Consider the following 18,478-nt stretch of genomic DNA (forward strand, 5'->3'; position numbering starts at 1 on the left):
ACTCGCTCGGTTGCGGAAGAACACGGCGGGTATTTTCGCCGATTCCGCCCCGCCCTGGCGAGTCGATGGATCGAGTGTTCAGTCGCCCTGGCGGTAGTCCGTGGGCAGCTTGCCCGTCCACTTGCGGAACGCCCGGCGGAAGTTCGACGGGTCGTTGAAGCCTAGCAGCAGCGCGATCTCGTAGAGCGGCAAGTGGGTCGTGGTGAGGTATTGCAGGGCCAGGCGCTTGCGCACGTCGTCGAGCACTTCCTGGTAGGTGGTGCCCAGGTTCGAAAGATGTCGACGCAGGCTGCGGCCGCTGGTGTGCAGGTCGGCAGCGACCGCTTCCAGGTCGGGGAACTCACCGGGGCGCGCCAGCAGCAGGCGACGGATGCGGGTCAACAAGCCTTCCTGGACGTCCAGCGTGGCCAGCAGCGCCTCGCACTGCTGCTCGCACATCTGCACCGTGGCCGGGTTGGCCAGCGCCATGGGCCGCGCCAGGTATTCGCTGGGCAGGCCAATGAAGTGGAATGGCTGGTCGAACAGCACCTCGCAGCCGAACACCTCGGCGTACCGTTCGGCGTAGGCCGGCTCGGCATGGGCAAAGCCGACGCTGACACCCTGCAACGGTTCGCCGACCAGGAAGCGGGCGATGGTGTGCAGGCTGGTCATCAGGCCTTCGGCGGCGAAGCGGCTGGTGGGGCCGAGAGGAATCGACTCGCTGGCGCGCAGGTAGGACACGCCGCCGTCCTCCACCATCTCCAGGTCGTAGGCCAGGCCGAGCACGCGGTAGTACTTCAGGGCGAAACCGATGGCACGGCCGAGGTTGGCACTGGACAACACCGCATAGCCGAGGATGCCGTGGGTGGAAACGTTCAAGCGCTGCCCCAGCAACAGGCCGAAGGCTGGCTCGTTGCAGTGCACCAGCGCGGTACTGGAGAGCTGATGGAAGTCGATGAAAGACAGGCGTCCGTTGGGGCTCTGCAGTACCTCGGGGCGCACACGGGCCAGCTCGAACAGGCGCACACGCGGCACGCCCAGCTCTTCGGCGAGATCGAGAAGTGCCTGCGCATAGGCGACGGGCACCAGTTCGGCGGTGAAGTTGAGCGGTTGTTTCATCGTTGTTCTTATGCTGACCGCTGGCCGGATATGACCGGAAAGTTGGCAGACAATAACCTTGTGACGCTTTCCCTACAAGCCCAGAGTAATGACCATGGACAACCACAACAATGGAGCCGCCATGGCCAGCACCACCCCCGCAGGACTGGAGATCAAGCCCCGGCACATGGACTTCGATCTGCCCGATCCGCTGCCGCGTCACTGGCACGGCGGAGACGCCTTCAAGTCCCATCTGTTCGACGCCATGTCGGTGCTCTTCCCCGACGGCGAACGCTTCTTCATCGACTCGGTGCGGCAGTTCCGCGACCAGATCACCGACCCGGTGCTCAAGGAACAGATCCGTGGCTTCATCGGCCAGGAAGGCCACCACAGCCGCGAGCACCTGACCTACAGCCAGCGCCTGCGCGACCAGGGTTATGACATCACCACCATCGAGAAGCGCGCCCAGGCGCGCATCCGTTTCACCCAGAAGAAGTTCCCGGCCAGGCGTCAGCTGGCCGCGACTGCCGCGCTGGAGCACATCACCGCGATCATGGCCAACGGGCTGCTGACCGATCCGCGCACCATGGAAGGTGCCGACCCGGTGATGCAGCGCCTGTGGCGCTGGCACGCGCTGGAGGAAACCGAGCACAAGGCGGTGGCCTTCGACGTCTACAACCAGGTCTGCGGCAGCCGCAAGCTGCTGCGCCGTGCGATGCGCATGGCGACCTTCTTCTTCGTGCTGGATACCTTCCGCGGGCTGGTGCACATGCTCAAGGTGGACGGATTGCTGTGGAACTGGCGCGTCTGGCGCGACGGCCTCAAGTGGACCTGGGGCAAGCACGGCGTATTCCGCCCATTGCTGCGCGAGTACATGGACTTCTTCAAGTCCGACTTCCACCCCTGGCAGCACAACAACCTCGATGTGCTGTACGAGGTGCGCAAGGAGTACGACGCGCAGCCGCTGGCGCACGCGGGCTGATTCGCCCTGCGCTTCGAACACCGCCCCGCTCTGTCGGGGCGGTTTCGTTTGCGTCCCATCGCAGGCCGTAGGGCGCATAACCTGGAACAGGTTATCCGCCGGCAACTACGCGGCGGGTAACGCTGGCGCGCTATTCGCCCTGCGAGCTGCTGGAGCACACCAAGCAATCGAGAGCATCCGGGTAGGATGGGTGGAGCGCAGCGATACCCATGCTGTCCGCGCGAGGGAATCGATGGCTATCGCTACGCTCCACACCACCCAGCGAAGAGCGATCCGGCAGAACGAAAACGCCCGGCACTTGGCCGGGCTTTTTCACCGAGCGATCAGCCATCATGCATGCAGGAAACGCAACGCATCCGCCGCCGACTCCTCGGGGATTTCCTCCATCGGGATATGCCCGACGCCCGGATAGACCTTCACCTCGATGCCTGGCACGTCGCGCTGCCACATCGGCACGTGGCGCGGCGAAATCCAGCGGTCGCGCTCGCCCCACATCAGCATCGTCGGCACCTTCAGCCCCGCAACACGGTTGGGCGTAGTGGGAAGCTCCTCGCGGTTGGCTTTCACCAGTACACGGAAGATGTCGATCATCGCGCGGCGGTTGCCCGGCCGGCGGCTGATGTCGTAGTAGCGATCAATCACGCCCGGCTTGATCTTGCGCGCATCGCCGTAGACTTCCTTGATGCCCTGCGCCACCAGCGCGCGCGGCATCCACATCGGCATCATGATCCCGGCGCCGGGCAGCACCGCGCTGGCGATCATCAGCGGCACCCTCTGCATGTAGTAGCCGGCCGGGTCGATGAGGATCAGCCGCTCGACACGGTGGGCGTTGGCAAGCGCGTAGTTCCAGGCGATGTAGCCGCCAAGGGAGTTGCCGGCGATGGATACGTGCTTGAGGTCCAGGCGGTCGAGGAACAGGCCGAACACCTTCACCAGGCGCTCGCCGTCGTACTCGCGGTCCTGGCCGCCGCCGGTGAGGCCGAAGCCGGGCACGTCGAGGCGGATGATGCGGAAGTGCTCGGAAAGCTCGGCAACCCAGCCATCCCAGGTGTGCAGCGAGGCCATCACGCCGTGGACCATCACCAGCACCGGCTTGTCCGGGCTGCCTTCGTCGCGGTAGTGGATGTCGAACCCGTCGACGTGGATGAACTTCGAACCGGATTCGGGCGAGGCATAGCGCGCCTTCAGGGCGGCCAGCGGCAGGGGGCCGAAACCATAGCGGGCCAGGCCCTCGGCCAGCGGCGGTTGCACAGACAATGTAGCGGTCATGGACGAGTGACTCCCGTGCTTGTTGTTCTAAAGGCTGAATCACACCACAGCGCCCGCGCCGCCGCGCCCAACCTAGGTAGTGTGATGGCCTGCCACGGGATGACGCAGGCCGCTCGCCCCGCTAACCTAGCCCGACCCGCCCTCGCGCAAGGAAAGCCCGTTCGTGCCGATCCTCACTCGCCGCTCGCTGTGGCCGCTGGCCGTGCTGTTGCTGCTCCTGTGCCGCCCTGCCCTGTCCGCCGACCTGTATTACCTGGGCCAGAAGATTCCCGACATCCAGCGCAACTGGACCAGCGCCGACTACCAGATGCTGATCGATGCACTGAAAAAGATCGACGAAACCCAAGTCAACGGCCTGCCCCGACGCAGCGGCGAATTCACCGGGCCGATCTACCAGCGCATGGTCAGCGAGGAGAATTTTCGCCCGCAGCTGAACATCTACGCCCCGCTGGAGCTGCGGCAAAACGAGGCGCGCGAGGTACTGTTCAAGCTCAAGGAGCTGATGCGCCTGTACTTCAACTTCCGCGCCGCCAAGCAGCCCTACGGCGCCGAGGCGCTGGGCCTGATGAGCTACTCGCTGCGCGAACAGGCGATCCTGTTCAACCTGACGGTGGAATTCTGGATGACCCTGGCGCAGAGCGAGCAGCGCAACCCGGTGCGCCTGCAGGGCATGCAGGAAGCCAAGGCCGCCGCCTCGATGCTCACCAGCAGCGCACTGGACTATCTTGGCCTCACCGCGCAGTTCGACCGCCAGGACCTGGTGCTCTATAGCGCCGAGCTGGCCAAGCAGTTGCCCGAACTCTTCATCCACCTGCCGCCGGAAGTGCGCGTGCAACTGCTGATGCGCGTGGATGAACTCTCGCAAAAGCATGCCTACCCGGAAGTGCGCGAGAACATGCGCGACCTGCTGCCGGTGCTGCAGGCGATCCAGGCAGACGTGCAGAAGCAGCTGGCCGCCCCTGCCAAGGGGCAGCCCGTGCCCAGGGGGCTGGACCTGAGTGCGCCTCCGGAGGCGGAGAAGAAGAAGGGGATGTGAGGCTGCGCCAGCGGATCGCTATTCAGGACCGTAGGGCGCATAACCCGGAACGGGTTATCCGCCGAGTGCCTCGCGGCGGATAACGCTGGCGCGTTATGCGCCCTACGATCTTCAGAGCGGGGTGCCCTACCGCAACAACCCCATCTCCTTCGCCCGCGCCACCGCCTGGGTGCGGCGTTCTACACCGAGCTTGTCGTTGATGTGGCGAGCGTGGCTTTTCACGGTGTGTAGCGAGATGAACAGACGCTCGCTGATCTCCTGGTTCGAGCAGCCCTGGGCGATCAGCTCCAGCACCGCCAGCTCGCGCCCGCTCAGGCAATCGTTGAGCACCGCGCAGCGCTCCGGCGGTGCCGGCAGACGCTCGCGCAGCGCCTCGATGGCCGGGGAAGAAGCCCGCACCGCCAGTTGCTCGCGCAGCCATTCCGGATGTTGCTGCAGCACTTCCTGCAGGGGGATCAGCAAGCCGACGGCCAGGCCGTTGAGGCATTCGCCCAACTCGAACGACGCTTCGCGCTCGCGGCCGCCCTGCAGCAACAGGGCGACCAGCTGGCCCTGGGCGAAACGCGCCTGCAACTGCGCACCGCCTTGCAGGGCGCCGCTGGCCACCGCGCGCAGCCGCGCCTCGGCATCGGCCAGGCGGCCTTCGCGGCGTTCCAGCTGGGATTGCAGCATCTCCACATTGCGCGGCAACTGCGGCGAGCATTCCGGCGGGGTGGCCGGTTCGTCGCCAGTGTAGGTGTCGCGCAGGCGCTCCAGCCAGGCGCTGGCCAGTTCGACCTGGCCCTGGCCAAGCCAGAGTTCGCACTTGATCAGGGTGATGGCCGACAGGTAGTAGACCGGCGGGACGTCCCACACATGCATCATCCGCTCGACCTCGGCGAGGTGGGCGAAAGCGCGGGTGTAATTGCCCAGCCGCCCTTCCAGGCTGGCCAGCACGCAGAAGCCGATCACCAGGCTGATGTCGCGGCAGGCGCGGGCTTCCTCGATGCCGGCCTTGAGGCACTTGCGCGCCTCGTCCGGCTGCAGCGCGAGGCTGCGAAGGTAGCCCTGGTAAAGCATCAGGCGGCCACGCACCGCATAACGGCGTTGGGAAGACAGGCTGGATAGCCGCGCCAGACCCTGGCGCACTTCTTCCTCGGCGCGCAGCACCTCACCACGCGCCTGCAGGACGCGGGCACGGTCGTAATGCACCATGGCCTCGAACAGCGGGTTGCCGAAGCGCTGCGCCAGTTCCAGCGCTTCCCGATTGAGGCCGCGAGCGCGCCACAGGTCGTCACGCACGATGGCCAGATTGCTCAGGGTCGACAGGCACAGCAGGCGCGGGCCGAAGCGCTCCGGGCCGAGGCCGTGCATGGCCTCTTCGCAGTGCCGCTCGGCCGCGTCGATCTCGCCACGGCCCCGGGCGATCACACCGGCCAGCGCCTGCCACTGCGCGAGTAGGTCACGCTGGGCCGTGGCATCGGCGGCGGGCAGGAAGCGCGCCAGTTGCGCCGCCAGCTCTTCGGCCGCATCCAGCTGGCAGGCCAACGCCAGCGCCCAGCTGTACAGCACGATCAGGCGCGGCGTGCTGGCCAGCAGGCTGTCGGGCAAGTCCATCTTCCAGCGCAGCAGCGTGGCGACGTTCTGCTCGGCCAGCAGTTGTTCCTCGGACAAGCTCTGTACCAGGCTCGCCGCAACCTCCGGGTGGCCGGCGCGTAGGGCCTGCTCCACCGCGTCGTCGAACAGCCCCTGGGCGCTGAACCAACGGCAGGCGCGCAGGTGCAGCGCCGCTGCCGAAGGCCCGGAGCCGGGTAGCGGGCGCGCGAGCAGCAGGTCGGAAAACAGGTGGTGATAGCGGAACCACTGGCCCTGCTCGTCCAGCGGCACGAGGAAAACCTGGTGCTGCTGCAGATGCCGCAGGATCGAGGCGCTGTCGTGCGCATCGCGCAGCGCATCACACAGTTCGGCGGAGAAGCGTTCGAAGCGCGCGGTCTGGGCCAGGAATATCTGGACCTCCGGCGACTGCTTGTCGATCACTTCTTCCAACAGATAGTCGCGGATCAGTTCTTCGGCGCCATGCACCGAAAGATCGGGCGCGTTGGCCGCCAGCTGGTCGCCGTGGGCCAGCAGCCACAGGCGCAGCCCGGCGATCCAGCCTTCGCTGCGCTCGACCAGGTTATCGAGGGCATTGTCGTCGAGTTGCGCGCCGTTGGCGCTGACCAACTGCGCGGTTTCCTCGACGGTCAGGCGCAGGTCCTGCTCGGTGAACTCCAGCAGTTGCCGAGACAGACGCAGGCGCGCCAGGTGCCAGTCCGGCCGCTGGCGGCTGGTGACCAGCACGACCAGGCCGGCGGGCTGGTGATTGAGCAGGAATTGCAGGCATCGGTCGAGCACCGCGCCCTGGGCCAGGTGGTAGTCGTCCAGAACCAGCAACAGGGGGCGCTCCACCGATAGGCTGTCCACCAGTTCATCGAGCAGGTCGTCGAGCCAGGCTTCGAAGGCGAACGGCTGGTGGCGCTGGCGCATTTTCAGCAGGGCCAGGGCTTCCTCGCCGAGGGTGGGAAAATGCAGGCGCAGGCCTTCGAGCAGGCGCTCAAGAAAACGTCCGGGGTCGCTGTCTCGGGCACTGAGCCCCAGCCACAGGCTGCGCCAGTGATCTTCCAGCGTCTGACAGAATTCGATGGCCAGCGAGCTCTTGCCGAACCCGGCCGGGGCGGATACCAGTATCAGCCGTCCCTGCAGCCCCGCGGCCATGCGCTGGCACAGCCGCGAACGGGCGACGTGGCCATGCGGCAGCGGCGGTCGGAAGAAGCGGCTGCCGGCCGTACTGGGGGGAACATCGGTCAGACTTGGCAGAGTCGAGAAGTCGGTCATCGGCCTGGCTCTTGCTCTAGCTCTTATAGCGGTCAACGAAGGTCACACTGCCGTCCGAGCCTAGCCGCTCGCGGTCGGGAATAGAAGTCGATTTTGTTACCTTTGCTCACAACATGACCAGAAGCCGTCCTACATTCCGCCCTTCATTCATCTGACAGATGATCTCCCATAAAAAAACCGGCCCGAAGGCCGGTTTTTTTCACCGCGGAACCACCCGTGGGGATCGGGGGATCAGCGCACGCCTTCCTGGCGAAGCGCTGCCGGGGTGAAGTCGCTTTCCGAAGCGCTGTAGTTGAAGTCGTAGGCGGATTTCTCCTCGTTCTTCAGGCCCAGCACCAGGTAGCGACCGGACAGCAGGTCATACAGGGTTTCCGCGGTGTACCACGGTACCTGGTAGTTGTAGTAGTACTGGTTGAACGCCTCGGCTACGCGCCACAGGGTGCCACGACCGTCGTAGTGGTCGATCTCTACGGCCTGCCAGGTGTCCTCGTCGATGAAGAAGTCGCGCTTGGCGTAGATGTGACGCTCGCCCGGCTTCAGGGTCGCGGTCACGTGCCACACGCGGTGCAGCTCGTAGCGGGCCAGGTCCTGGTTCAGGTGGCCGGGCTTGATGATGTCCGAATACTTCAGCTTCGGATCGTCCATCTTGTAGTTGTTGTACGGGATGTACAGCTCCTGCTTGCCCACCAGTTTCCAGTCGTAGCGGTCCGGCGCACCGTTGTACATGTCCAGGTTGTCGGAGGTACGCAGGCCGTCGGCTGCGGTACCCGGGCCGTCGTAGGAAACCTGCGGGGCACGGCGCACGCGGCGCTGGCCGGCGTTGTAGAGCCACGCCAGGCGCGGTTCCTTCACTTGGTCGAGGGTCTCGTGCACCAGCAGCACGTTACCGGCCAGGCGCGCCGGAGCGGTTACACGCTGCTTGAAGTAGAACAGTACGTTGCTCGGCTTGCTGGCGTCGTAGTCCTTCAGGTCGGTACGGAAGACGAACTCGTCCTGGAAGTACACCAGCGAGTAGGAACCGTTGACCTGCGGGGTGGCCTGGGTCACCAGACGGCGCACGTGGCCGCCGCGGTAACGGGTGATGTGGTTCCAGATGACTTCCAGGCCGTCCTTCGGAATCGGGAAGGGGTTGGCCACCTGGAAGTTCTCCAGGCCGTTGCCGCCTTGCAGCAACTTGGTGCTGGTTGCGTTCTTCTTGGTCGCCTCCAGCACGTTATCCGGCACAGTAGCGGTACGGTGCGTGGTGTACACCGGCATCTTGTAGGTGTCGGGGTAGCGCTTGAACATGGCCTGCTGGCCGGGGGTCAGCTTGTCCTTGTACTGGTCCATGTTCTGCGCGGTGATGGTGAACAGCGGCTTCTCGCTGGCGAACGGGTCGCTGAGGAAGCCCTTGCTGTCGGCAGTGCCGGCGTTCTTGGGCAGGCCACCGGTCCAGGCCGGAATCGAGCCATCGGCGTTGCCGGCCTTTTCCGCGCCCATCGGGGTCAGCGTGGTACCGAGCTTGGCCGCTTCGTCGGCAGAGACGGCCGCCATCACCTGTGAGGCGATGAGGCTGAGCGCCAGGGCGCCCGTGTGCAGCAGGATCTTTGTTGTTCTCATTCGTTTATCGTCCTCATTGAGTCTTTGCCCACCGCGCTGGCCGCCCTTGCCGGATGATTTCGCAAAGACGGGGCGCGGTTTTGTCTGCTGCCCCGCGCGGCCGGGTCACCCAGCCGCAGGGATGGCCCGCCGCGAGGGCGGGCCGTTTGCCGGTTGAACGGCCGGCTTAGAAGGTCACCCCGAAGCTCAAGCTGACGAAGTCACGATCGTCGACGGTGGAGTACTTGCCGTCGAAGTAGTTGGTGTAGGCCAGGCTGGCGGTGTAGGTGTTCAGGTAGTCGGCGTCGATACCCAGGCTGACGGCCTTGCGGCCTTCCTCGAAGTTGCCGCCAGGGCCGGGGGAGTAGCCGTCCACGTCGTGGGACCAGGCCACGTTGGGCTTGAGGTTCACACCGGCGAACACGTCGTTGTAGTCCCAGATCGCCCGAGCGCGGTAGCCCCAGGAGTCAGCAGTGGTGAAGCCGTCGCTCTCACATTTGCGCGACACGTTGTTCTGCGGACCAGTGCCCAGGGTCGAGGCGTTCAGCGCTTCGCAGGTCGGTCGGCCGCCAAGGCTGCCGTTCAGCGGGCCGGGACCGAAGACCGGGTCACGGCCGTAGCGAGCATCGTTCTGGCTTTCTAGGCCGCCGACGTGGGTCCAGCCGACTTCGCCCACCAGGGTCAGACGCTCGGCGCCCATGACCTGGTCGAAGAAGTGGGTGAAGGTGGTCTGCAGCTGGGTCACTTCCTTGCGGCGGTAGCCGTGCAGGTCCTGGCCAGCGGTGCCGGTCAGCACGGAGGCGTTGTCGTAGACGTGGTTGCCGCCGATGGAGACCGGGTCCAGGCCCGAGTACAGGATGTCGGTAGTGTTCAACTGTACCGGAGCGTTCGGGCGGTAGCTGATCTCGCCCTGCCAGGCGGTGCCGGTGGGCAGCGTGGTGGAGAAGCTCAGGCCATACAGACGGATGTCTTCGGGATATTCGATGAAGTAGCTGGAGTTGCCCGCCATCGCCGCCGCGCCGGCCTGAGACGCCAGGGTCGGACTGATGGCCGCGATGTTGGTGATCAGCTGGTTGATCTGCGCGACCTTGGAGGCGTCGGCGCCACGGCCGGAGAAGATCGGCAGGCGGCTGTGGTAGTTCATGTAGTAGCCGCCGAACTCGGTGTTCAGGCTGTCGGCGAAGTACTTCAGCGAAAATCCGTACTGGCCGCTGTCACGGGCATCGCGGTCCGGGCCGCGCTTGACCACCAGGCCTTCGTTCCACGGCGACGGGGTCACCGCCAGGTTCGGGCCGAGCAGGCCGTTCAGGGTGCGGATCGACGCCGCGTTGTTGGTCAGCACCGCGAGGTTCTGGGTGCAACCGTCAGCCACCACGTCCGGCTGGGAGAAGAAGGTGCCGCAGTTATCGACAGCAGTCTGGTCCCACTCGAGCTGGTAGAAGCCTTCGGCAGACAGGTTCTCGGTGAGGTTCTGCGAGAGGTAGAACATGTTCACCGGCACCAGGGCTTCCTTGATCTCGGAGCCTGGGCGGCGGAAGGCGGTAACGTCGAACGGGTTGATCACGCTGATGCCGTTCTGGATGAAGGTGCTTTCACCCCAGTTCACCACCTGCTTGCCCAGGCGCACGGTGCCGGGCAGTTCGCCGATGTTGTAGTTGTGGTAGATGAAGGCGTCGAGCAGTTGCGCGCCGGAAGCCTGGGCGGCTTCCTTGCGGTTGTGGTCGGAGAGCGGCTTGAACTCGGTGTTCTCGTCCTTCTGTTCGAAGTCGTACCAGTACTTGCCGCGCAGGAAGACGCCGGTGTCCTGATACTTGAGCTCCAGGTCGTGGATGCCCTTGAAGATCTTCGAGAAGGTCTTGCCGGCCTTGTAGTTCAGGTGACCATCGTCAGAGGTCTGGGACAGGCCCTTGCCGCCGTTGTTCACGCCGATGAGATTGCTGTCCGGATTCTGCGTCGACCAGCTGGCCCCCACGGACAGCGTCGAGTCGAACGAACCTTCGATTTCCCCGATGTTGAAACTGACGGCGGAAGCCGGCGTTGCCAGCGTGGATGCCAGGCTGACTGCCAGCGGCAACCGTGCCAGGCGCCAGATATGTTGCATGGTTTTCATCGACGCTACTCCATGTGTTTTTTGTTATGAGTAGCGGCGACTATAGCCAGCGTCCTACGGTGCTTGATCGCTCGAAAGTGTGATTTATCTTACAAAGGCCCTGACTAGACGCTTGCGCAGGCCCCGAGGTGGCGTAGTCACTGGGCTGCGCTGTGCCAAGCGCTTGCTTGGCACAGCGCCCGAAAACCGTGACTCGCCGGTCGTCGGTCACACCGTGGAGAGGAAAGCGCTGCCGGCCTCCTGCCATTGGGCGATGTCTACCCGGATGCGCTTCTTGTCGAGCTTGCCGACGCTGGTCTTGGGAACTTCAGTAACAACGGCGATCTGCGAGGGAATCGCCCACTTGTTGATGTGGCCCTGCTCGACGAAAGGCTTGAGGTGTTCACGCAACGCCTTGGCGTCCAGCGCCTGGCCATCACGCAGCACCAGCAACGCGAACGGGCGCTCGCCCCATTGCGGATCGGGCACCCCAACCACGGCCACCTCGCGCACCGCCGGGTGACGGCTGATGAGGTCTTCCAGCTCAAGGGAGGACAGCCACTCGCCGCCGGTCTTGATCACATCCTTGATACGGTCGCGGATGTCGATGAAGCCCATGCCGTCGAGGGTCGCCACGTCGCCGGTGTGCATCCAGCCGCCGGCCCAGAGCTCCTCGCCCTTCTCCGGCTCGCGGAAATACCCCTGCGTCAGCCAGGGCGCGCGCAGCACCAGCTCGCCCTGAGATTCGCCGTCGGCCGGGTGGAACTGGCCGTGCTCGTCCATGATCGCTGCTTCCACCAGCGGCACCGGCACGCCGGCCTTGATGCGGTAGGTGGTGCGTTCATCCTCGCTGCCGGCGCAGAGTTCCTGGTTGAGGTAGCCACAGGAAATCAGCGGGCAGGTCTCGGACATGCCATAGGCCGCCGTGAGCTGGATGCCGCGGGCCTTGGCGGCGTCGTACAGCGCGTGGTTGAGGGCGCTGCCGCCGATGATGATCTTCAGCCCGCCGAAGTCGTGGTCCTTGGCGCTGGCGGCGTTGAGCATCATCTGCAGGATGGTCGGCACGCAGTGGGAGAAGGTCACCTTCTCCTCGCGGATCAGCTTGCACAGAAGTTCCGGCTCGTAACGCCCCGGATACACCTGCTTCACCCCCAGCATGGTCGCCACATAGGGCACGCCCCAGGCGTGCACGTGGAACATCGGGGTGATCGGCATGTACACATCGTCGGTGCCCATCAGGCGGATGCTGTCCAGGCTGCCGATAGTTGCGGCCATCGCCAGGGTGTGCAGTACCAACTGGCGATGGGTGAAGTACACACCCTTGGGGTTACCGGTGGTGCCGGTGGTGTAGAAAGTGGTCGCCACCGAGTTCTCGTCGAAGTCGGGGAAGGCGTAGCGCGGGCTGGCGGCGGCCAGCAGGGTCTCGTACTCGCCCACGCAGTTGGGCAGCGTGCTGCTCTTGTCTGCTCCGTCGGTGATCAGCAGGGTCTTTTCCACCGTGGCCAGTTGCCCGGCAATACCCTGGTAGAGCGCGGCGAACTCGCTGTTGACCAGCACGAAGCGGTCATCGGCGTGGTTCATGGTGTAGAGAATCTGCTCCGGCGAGAGGCGGATGTTGATGGTGTGCAGCACTGCGCCAATCATCGGGATGGCGAACATGCACTCCAGGTAACGGTGGCTGTCCCAGTCCATCACCGCCACGGTGTCACCGGCCTTCACGCCAGCTTCGGTCAGCACGTTGGCCAGGCGCGCAACGCGCTCGTTGAAGGTGGCATAGCTGTAACGCACGGTGTCGCGGTAGACGATTTCCCGGCCTTTTTCGTAGCGGCTGCCCGACAGCAGCAGGCTCTTGATCAACAGCGGGTACTGGTAGGCGTTCTGTGCAGCGGGGATGACGCGAGTTTTCAGCATGGCGTACGCACTCTCAAGGCTGGATCTCATCTGGATGAGACCGACTCTAGAGCGCCCCGTGTGTCCATTCATCAGTCAAAAGAGTGATTTGCCGATGACTCTATGGCCACATCCGGTCACGCGGTAGAATCCTGACGCCCGGTCGTTCACGGCCGGTACCTTTACCCGGAGTCCGCGTAAGGCCTGCGAGCTGAAGCAGAACAAGGCGGAAGCAGGCGAGGGAGCGGAGTTTGCATCTTGCAAATGCGCATTCCGACGCCTGTTTCCGCGCAGTTATGCCGACGCGCAGCTGGCCCTACGCGGACTCCTACAACAAGAGCGAAGAGGTTAGTCATGTCCGAGATCGTCATCGTCAGCGGCGCCCGTACTCCCATGGGCGGCTTCCAAGGCAGCCTGTCCGGCGTTTCCGCCGTCGACCTGGGCGCCATCGCCATCCGCGAAGCCATTTCCCGTGCCGGCATCCAGCCCGAGGACGTGCAGGAAGTGATCATGGGCAACGTACTGCCCGCCGGTCTGAAACAGGGCCCGGCCCGCCAGGCATCGTTGAACGCCGGCCTGCCCGCCGCCACCGGCTGCACCACCATCAACAAGCTCTGCGGCTCGGGCATGAAGGCCGTAATGCTGGCCCACGACCTGCTCAAGGCCGGCACCAACAGCGTGATGGTCGCTGGCGGCATGGAAAGCATGTCCAACGCCCCCTACGTCATCGAGAAGGCCCGCACCGGCCTGCGCATGGGCCACGGCGAAATCAAGGACCACATGTTCCTCGACGGCCTGGAAGACGCCCGCACCGGCCGCCTGATGGGCTCCTTCGCCCAGGAAACCGCCGACAAGTACAACGTCACCCGCGAAGAGATGGACGCCTACGCCATCGAATCCCTGCAGCGCGCCCAGGCCGCCATCAAGGACGGCTCGCTGGATTCGGAAATCGTCCCGGTCACCGTCACTACCCGCAAGGGCGAGACCGTGGTGAAGGACGACGAGCAGCCTCTCACCGCCAACCTGGACAAGATCCCCGGCCTGCGCCCGGCCTTCCGCAAGGACGGCACCATCACTGCGGCCAACGCCAGTTCCATCTCCGACGGCGCTTCCGCGCTGGTCCTGATGACCGCTGATGAAGCCGCGCGCCGTGGCCTGAAGCCGCTGGCGAAGATCGTCGCACACGCCACCCAGAGCCAGGACCCGGCCGAGTTCACCCTGGCCCCGATCGGCGCCATGACCAACCTGTTCAACAAGGCTGGCTGGAGCAAGGACGACGTCGATCTGTTCGAGATCAATGAAGCCTTCGCCATGGTCACCATGCTCGCCATGCGCGAACACGGCCTGGACCATGCCAAGGTCAACGTCTACGGCGGCGCCTGCGCCCAAGGCCATCCGGTCGGTTCCACCGGCTCGCGCATCATCGTCACTCTGATCAACGCCCTGCAGAAGAAGGGCGGCAAGCGCGGCGTGGCCTCGCTGTGCATCGGCGGCGGCGAAGCCACTGCGATGGCGATCGAGCTGGTCTGACTTTCGCGTCGGACATGAAAAAGGGGCGCCTCGGCGCCCCTTTTTTGTTCCACAGAACTGGCAGCGGACCTCTTTGCAGGAGCAAGCTCGCTCCTACGAAAAGCTATCAGTGCAGCTCGGTGAACGCCAGCTTGACCCCCAGCCCCACCAGCACCACGCCCATCATCCGGTCGAACCAATGCCCCATCCGGGCGAAGCCCGCGCGCACCCGTTGCTGGCTGAATAATAGCGCCACCAGGCAGAACCAGGCGGCAGTCGCGCAGGCCAGGTACACGCCGTATCCAGCCTGGACCAGCAGCGGCGTGTGCGGGTTGATCACCACGGTGAACAGCGAGAGGAAGAACAGCGTGGCCTTGGGATTCAGGCCATTGGTGACGAAGCCGGCGACATAGGCTCCGCGCGCAGTACGGGCGACCGGCGTCGCAACGGTTTCGGCTGCCGCCGGGCCGGACGGACGCGCCCGCAGCGCCTTGAAGCCGATGTACAGCAAGTACGCCGCCGCCAGCCATTTCAGTGCGTTGAACAGCACGATGGACTGCGACACGATCAGGCCGATGCCCAGCAACGAGTAAGTCACGTGCAGGAAGATCGCGCTGCCCACGCCCAGCGCTGTCCAGGTGCCGGCACGGCGGCCGTGGGCCACGCTCTCGCGCACCACCACGGCGAAATCCGGGCCGGGGCTGGCAACTGCCAGCAGGTGAATGAACGCCACCGTGAGAAATTCCGCCCAGTACATCGCGCCTCCGAACCACCGCCAGGAAAGCCCTAGTTTCTATACGAAGCCCCAGGGCCCCGACAAGCGACAGGTGCCACTCGGTGCAGCACAGGCAACATTTCCAGCGGGCAGACCTGCCAGGGCGAAGGGTGCTGGGCGAACGGAGTGATGCCGTCGAGCAACGCCATGCCGCTGCGCAGCAACCGCTTGTCCGACAGGCGGTCCTCGTCGGCCAGGGCATGGCCGAGCATCAGCGAGACCAGGTATTGCTCCCAGCAATCGAATGCCGCGCGGGCCTGACGGGCCATGTGGCGCAAGGCATTCCACAGGCTTTCCTCGTCGAGCAGCCCGACGCTGAAGGCCATTCGCGCCCCGAAGGCGGCGCGCTCCAGGTCGTAGGCCAACACGGTGCGGCACTCATCGATCATTGCCGGATCGTGACCTTCCTTCAGCAGCGCCCGACGTGCCTGCGTGAAACGCGCCAGCGCGGTTCCGCCGACAGACACCGGCGCATCGGCCACCCTGCCCAGCAGCGGATCGAGCTTTTCGCGGCTGCCGCTTCCCAGCAGCCAGTCCATCCGCGCACGAACCTGCCCGGCATCGGCAGCCCACCAATGCTCGGCCAGCCACAGCCGGTGAAACTCCTTCTCCTGCGGCGCAATCCCCAGATCGTCGGCGCGCACGCCTGCGCTGTGGGCGATAACACACCCCAAAGCGAGCAGCGCACTGCGGGGTGGATGCGCCGCGGGCTCTCGGATGTGCTCCTCCTGCAACACCACCTCGCTCACGCGGATGCCCGCCAGCGGATGGGTTCGCCACAACCCGGCCAGCGAGGCCTTGTCGGTGCGGCAGCCGATCAGTTCCTTGAACGCCCCGATCGCCATGGTGCCGGACGTCCCGTCGCGCCGCAGGATTGCCCGACCCAGCACGAAAGACGCGGCATAGGCCTGCCAGTCGGAAAAGTTGCGGATGGCGTTCTCCGCCACCCAGGCCAGGCACAACAAGGTTTCCGACTCACTGAGATAGCCAAAGGCATGGCATTGCCGCGCCAGCCAGGCGAGGCTTTCGAGGTCGTGGGCGGCAATGGAGATATCCATAGGCAACGCCAGGCCCGCCTTGCTCCAGGCACGCTTCGCCTGCTTGAAGCGCACTCGCTGCTCACCGTCAAAGACGCCGGGCTCGTTGCGCTGCAGCCGGCGGAATTCCTCGTCCAGCGACTGACTCTGGGCTTCGAGCATCAGTTCCTGCAGTGTCCGGCGCGCCGTTACGGCATCGGTGATACCCCATAGCTCGACCAACTCGTTGGCTTGCGCTAAACCGGAGGCCGCATCGCAGTGCGACAGCAGCGCACCGAAGCACAGCAAGGGTTCGGGGCCAGCGGTGCGGAGCAAGTTTCGCCGCCGGGATCGGGGATATCCACTCACCGCTGCACTTCGCAGCCCGACACGAACGCCGAACGCCCGAATGGCCGTGAAGCCGGAGAGAAGCCAACCCATCATCGCCAGTTACCTACGGATTTCGATGGGATCACTCTAAGAAGCTGGCGCGGGACAGTAGATGAGGGAAAACCGAAACGTCTGTCAGACTTTTCACTCAAGCATCTACCATCAATACGCAGCCTCCCCGTCCACGTCCGCGGGCAGACTGGGTTGTCCACGACGGCGGTTCTGCCGAGAATCCCCTTCATCCTGCCCCTTCCGATCAAGGTGTCATCGCACATGAATCCTGCTCGCGCCGTCTTCCTCGACCATGCTTCCCTCGACCTCGGAGACCTCGACCTCACGCCACTGCGCACGCCATTTGGCGAACTGGTCCTGCACGAGCGCAGCGACACGCAGCAGGTCGCCGAGCGACTGAAGGGCGCGCAGGTAGCGATCAGCAACAAAGTGCGCATCGGAGCAGAAGTGTTCGAGCAGTGCCCGGACCTCAAGCTGATCCTGGTGGCTGCCACCGGCACCAACAACGTCGACCTCCAGGCCGCGCACCAGCACGGCGTGACGGTGAGCAACTGCCAGGGCTACGGCACCCCGTCGGTGGCCCAGCACACCCTGATGCTGCTGCTCGCCCTGGCCACGCGCCTGCCGGACTACCAGGCGGCGATCCGCGACGGCCGCTGGCAGAAGGCCCCGCAGTTCTGCCTGCTGGACTTCCCCATCGTCGAACTGGAAGGCAAGACCCTCGGCCTGCTCGGGCACGGCGAACTGGGCGGCGCGGTGGCGAAACTGGCCGAAGCCTTCGGCATGCGCGTGCTGCTTGGCGTCCTGCCTGGACGCCCTGCGCGCCCTGATCGCCTGGCGCTGGACGAACTGCTGCCGCAAGTCGACGCCCTCACCCTGCATTGCCCGCTGACCGATGCCACGCGCGAACTGATCGGCCGGCGCGAGTTGGACCTGATGAAGCCCGGCGCCTACCTGATCAACACCGCCCGCGGCGGACTGGTCGACGAGCAGGCGCTGGCCGACACCCTGCGCCGCGGCCATCTCGGCGGCGCGGCCTTCGACGTGCTCAGCGTCGAGCCGCCCAGGGACGGCAACCCGCTGCTGGCCGGCGACATTCCGCGCTTCATCCTCACCCCGCACAGTGCCTGGGGCAGCCGCGAGGCCCGGCAGCGCATCGTCGGCCAGTTGAGCGAGAACGCCGCCGGCTTCTTCGCCGGCGAGCCGCGCCGAGTGGTGGCGCCATGAGCCTGCATCTGGTCTGCGGCGACGGCGCCGCCGAAGCCCTGCATCGGGCCGTCGAGGCAGGCGTGCTGACCGAAAAGAAAATCCGCGTGATGCCGGACGACCTCGCGGTCGGCCCGCTGAGCGATGTGGACAACCCGCCCTGCCAGCAGCGCGCCGCGTTCTGGCACGAACTGGGCGGCGAAGTCCTGCGCGCGCGGGAAATCGCCATCGAGATGGCCACCGAGGTGAACTGGCTGCGCAGCCCGGACATCGCCTCCGTCACCCTCTGGCATGGCGACAGCGCCAGCGAGCAACTCCTGCTGCGCCGCGTCTGTGCTTTGCTGCCGGCGAACATCATCCTGCGCAGTGTCGGTGCCGGCAGCGGCCAGTGCCGCAGCGAGGACCGCCACGCCATTGCCATGCTCAAACCCGTCGAACTGGCCAACGCCCTGGCCGCCAGCCACGAAGTGGACGTCGCCGAGCGCCAAGGCCTGGCGGCGGACTGGCAGCGCGCCCTGGCCGAAAACGCCCAACTGCGCGTGTGGCTGGATGGCCAACTGAGCGGCACCGGCTACGCCCACATCGACCGCATCCTGCTGGACAGCGCCAGCGAATCCTGGCGCCCGGTGCAGTCGCTGATCGGCCCCACCATGGCCTACGTCGACGGCCTGTTCGTCAGCGACCTGCTGGCCGCCTGGCGCCTGCGCGAACAAGTAGCGGCCGGGGCGCTGGAACTGCGCGGCGACGACTTCTGGAAGAACGCCGAGGTGCGCCTCGCCTAGGCTCGGCCGCGGCA

At 65.4% G+C, this 18,478-nt stretch carries 13 protein-coding genes; 5 read left to right on the forward strand and 8 right to left on the reverse strand.

All coding sequences use genetic code 11. From position 1 onward, the window contains the following. Positions 1-78: 78 nt before the first annotated feature. Positions 79-1,098, reverse strand: a complete 1,020-nt coding sequence (locus IB274_RS04250) for an AraC family transcriptional regulator (protein ID WP_192430789.1) — start codon at positions 1,096-1,098, stop codon at positions 79-81. Positions 1,099-1,219: 121 nt separating this feature from the next. Here IB274_RS04250 and IB274_RS04255 point away from each other — a divergent pair, with 121 nt between their 5' ends. Further along, entirely contained in the window at positions 1,220-2,059 is an 840-nt protein-coding gene (locus IB274_RS04255) for a metal-dependent hydrolase (RefSeq protein ID WP_192430925.1), read from the forward strand. A 330-nt stretch (positions 2,060-2,389) separates the two neighbouring features. On the opposite strand, the gene IB274_RS04260 is transcribed toward IB274_RS04255, so the two are convergent. Beyond that, positions 2,390-3,328 carry an alpha/beta fold hydrolase gene (locus IB274_RS04260; RefSeq protein ID WP_192430790.1) on the reverse strand — a complete coding sequence of 313 codons (939 nt, stop codon included), beginning with the start codon at positions 3,326-3,328 and terminating at the stop codon, positions 2,390-2,392. A gap of 163 nt (positions 3,329-3,491) precedes the next feature. On the opposite strand from IB274_RS04260, the gene IB274_RS04265 reads away from it, so the two are divergent. Further along, complete coding sequence (locus IB274_RS04265; RefSeq protein WP_192430791.1) at positions 3,492-4,364, forward strand: hypothetical protein; 873 nt, start codon at positions 3,492-3,494, stop codon at positions 4,362-4,364. A 126-nt stretch (positions 4,365-4,490) separates the two neighbouring features. Here the strand turns inward: IB274_RS04265 and IB274_RS04270 are convergent, their stop codons facing one another. The 4 genes from IB274_RS04270 to IB274_RS04285 form a co-directional block, all read right to left on the reverse strand. Next, on the reverse strand, positions 4,491-7,217 hold the full coding sequence (locus tag IB274_RS04270; protein ID WP_192430792.1) for a LuxR C-terminal-related transcriptional regulator: 2,727 nt from the start codon (positions 7,215-7,217) through the stop codon (positions 4,491-4,493). A 231-nt stretch (positions 7,218-7,448) separates the two neighbouring features. After that, positions 7,449-8,816 (reverse strand): DUF1329 domain-containing protein, encoded by a 1,368-nt coding sequence (locus IB274_RS04275; RefSeq protein ID WP_192430793.1) that lies wholly within the window; start codon positions 8,814-8,816, stop codon positions 7,449-7,451. Positions 8,817-8,982: 166 nt separating this feature from the next. Continuing rightward, positions 8,983-10,905: a DUF1302 domain-containing protein gene (locus tag IB274_RS04280; RefSeq protein WP_192430794.1), complete on the reverse strand. Its 1,923-nt coding sequence runs from the start codon at positions 10,903-10,905 to the stop codon at positions 8,983-8,985. Between the two features lie 207 nt (positions 10,906-11,112). Continuing rightward, positions 11,113-12,795: a fatty acid--CoA ligase gene (locus IB274_RS04285; protein WP_192430795.1), complete on the reverse strand. Its 1,683-nt coding sequence runs from the start codon at positions 12,793-12,795 to the stop codon at positions 11,113-11,115. A 333-nt stretch (positions 12,796-13,128) separates the two neighbouring features. Here IB274_RS04285 and IB274_RS04290 point away from each other — a divergent pair, with 333 nt between their 5' ends. After that, positions 13,129-14,304 carry a thiolase family protein gene (locus tag IB274_RS04290; RefSeq protein ID WP_192430796.1) on the forward strand — a complete coding sequence of 392 codons (1,176 nt, stop codon included), beginning with the start codon at positions 13,129-13,131 and terminating at the stop codon, positions 14,302-14,304. Positions 14,305-14,410: 106 nt separating this feature from the next. On the opposite strand, the gene IB274_RS04295 is transcribed toward IB274_RS04290, so the two are convergent. Together IB274_RS04295 and IB274_RS04300 are read right to left on the reverse strand one after the other, a co-directional pair. Then, entirely contained in the window at positions 14,411-15,040 is a 630-nt protein-coding gene (locus tag IB274_RS04295; protein WP_192430797.1) for a LysE family translocator, read from the reverse strand. A 29-nt stretch (positions 15,041-15,069) separates the two neighbouring features. After that, positions 15,070-16,410 carry a DUF1266 domain-containing protein gene (locus tag IB274_RS04300; RefSeq protein ID WP_192430798.1) on the reverse strand — a complete coding sequence of 447 codons (1,341 nt, stop codon included), beginning with the start codon at positions 16,408-16,410 and terminating at the stop codon, positions 15,070-15,072. A gap of 327 nt (positions 16,411-16,737) precedes the next feature. Between IB274_RS04300 and IB274_RS04305 the strand changes: the two genes are divergently transcribed. After that, the gene (locus IB274_RS04305) at positions 16,738-17,703 is read left to right on the forward strand and encodes a 2-hydroxyacid dehydrogenase (protein ID WP_192430799.1); all 966 of its coding nucleotides are present in this window, start codon (positions 16,738-16,740) and stop codon (positions 17,701-17,703) included. Continuing rightward, positions 17,700-18,464 carry a DUF1835 domain-containing protein gene (locus IB274_RS04310; RefSeq protein ID WP_192430800.1) on the forward strand — a complete coding sequence of 255 codons (765 nt, stop codon included), beginning with the start codon at positions 17,700-17,702 and terminating at the stop codon, positions 18,462-18,464. The genes IB274_RS04305 and IB274_RS04310 overlap by 4 nt, the downstream gene beginning before the upstream one ends. Positions 18,465-18,478 lie beyond the last annotated feature (14 nt).

The organism is Pseudomonas sp. PDM18, assembly GCF_014852585.1.
GTDB lineage: Bacteria > Pseudomonadota > Gammaproteobacteria > Pseudomonadales > Pseudomonadaceae > Pseudomonas.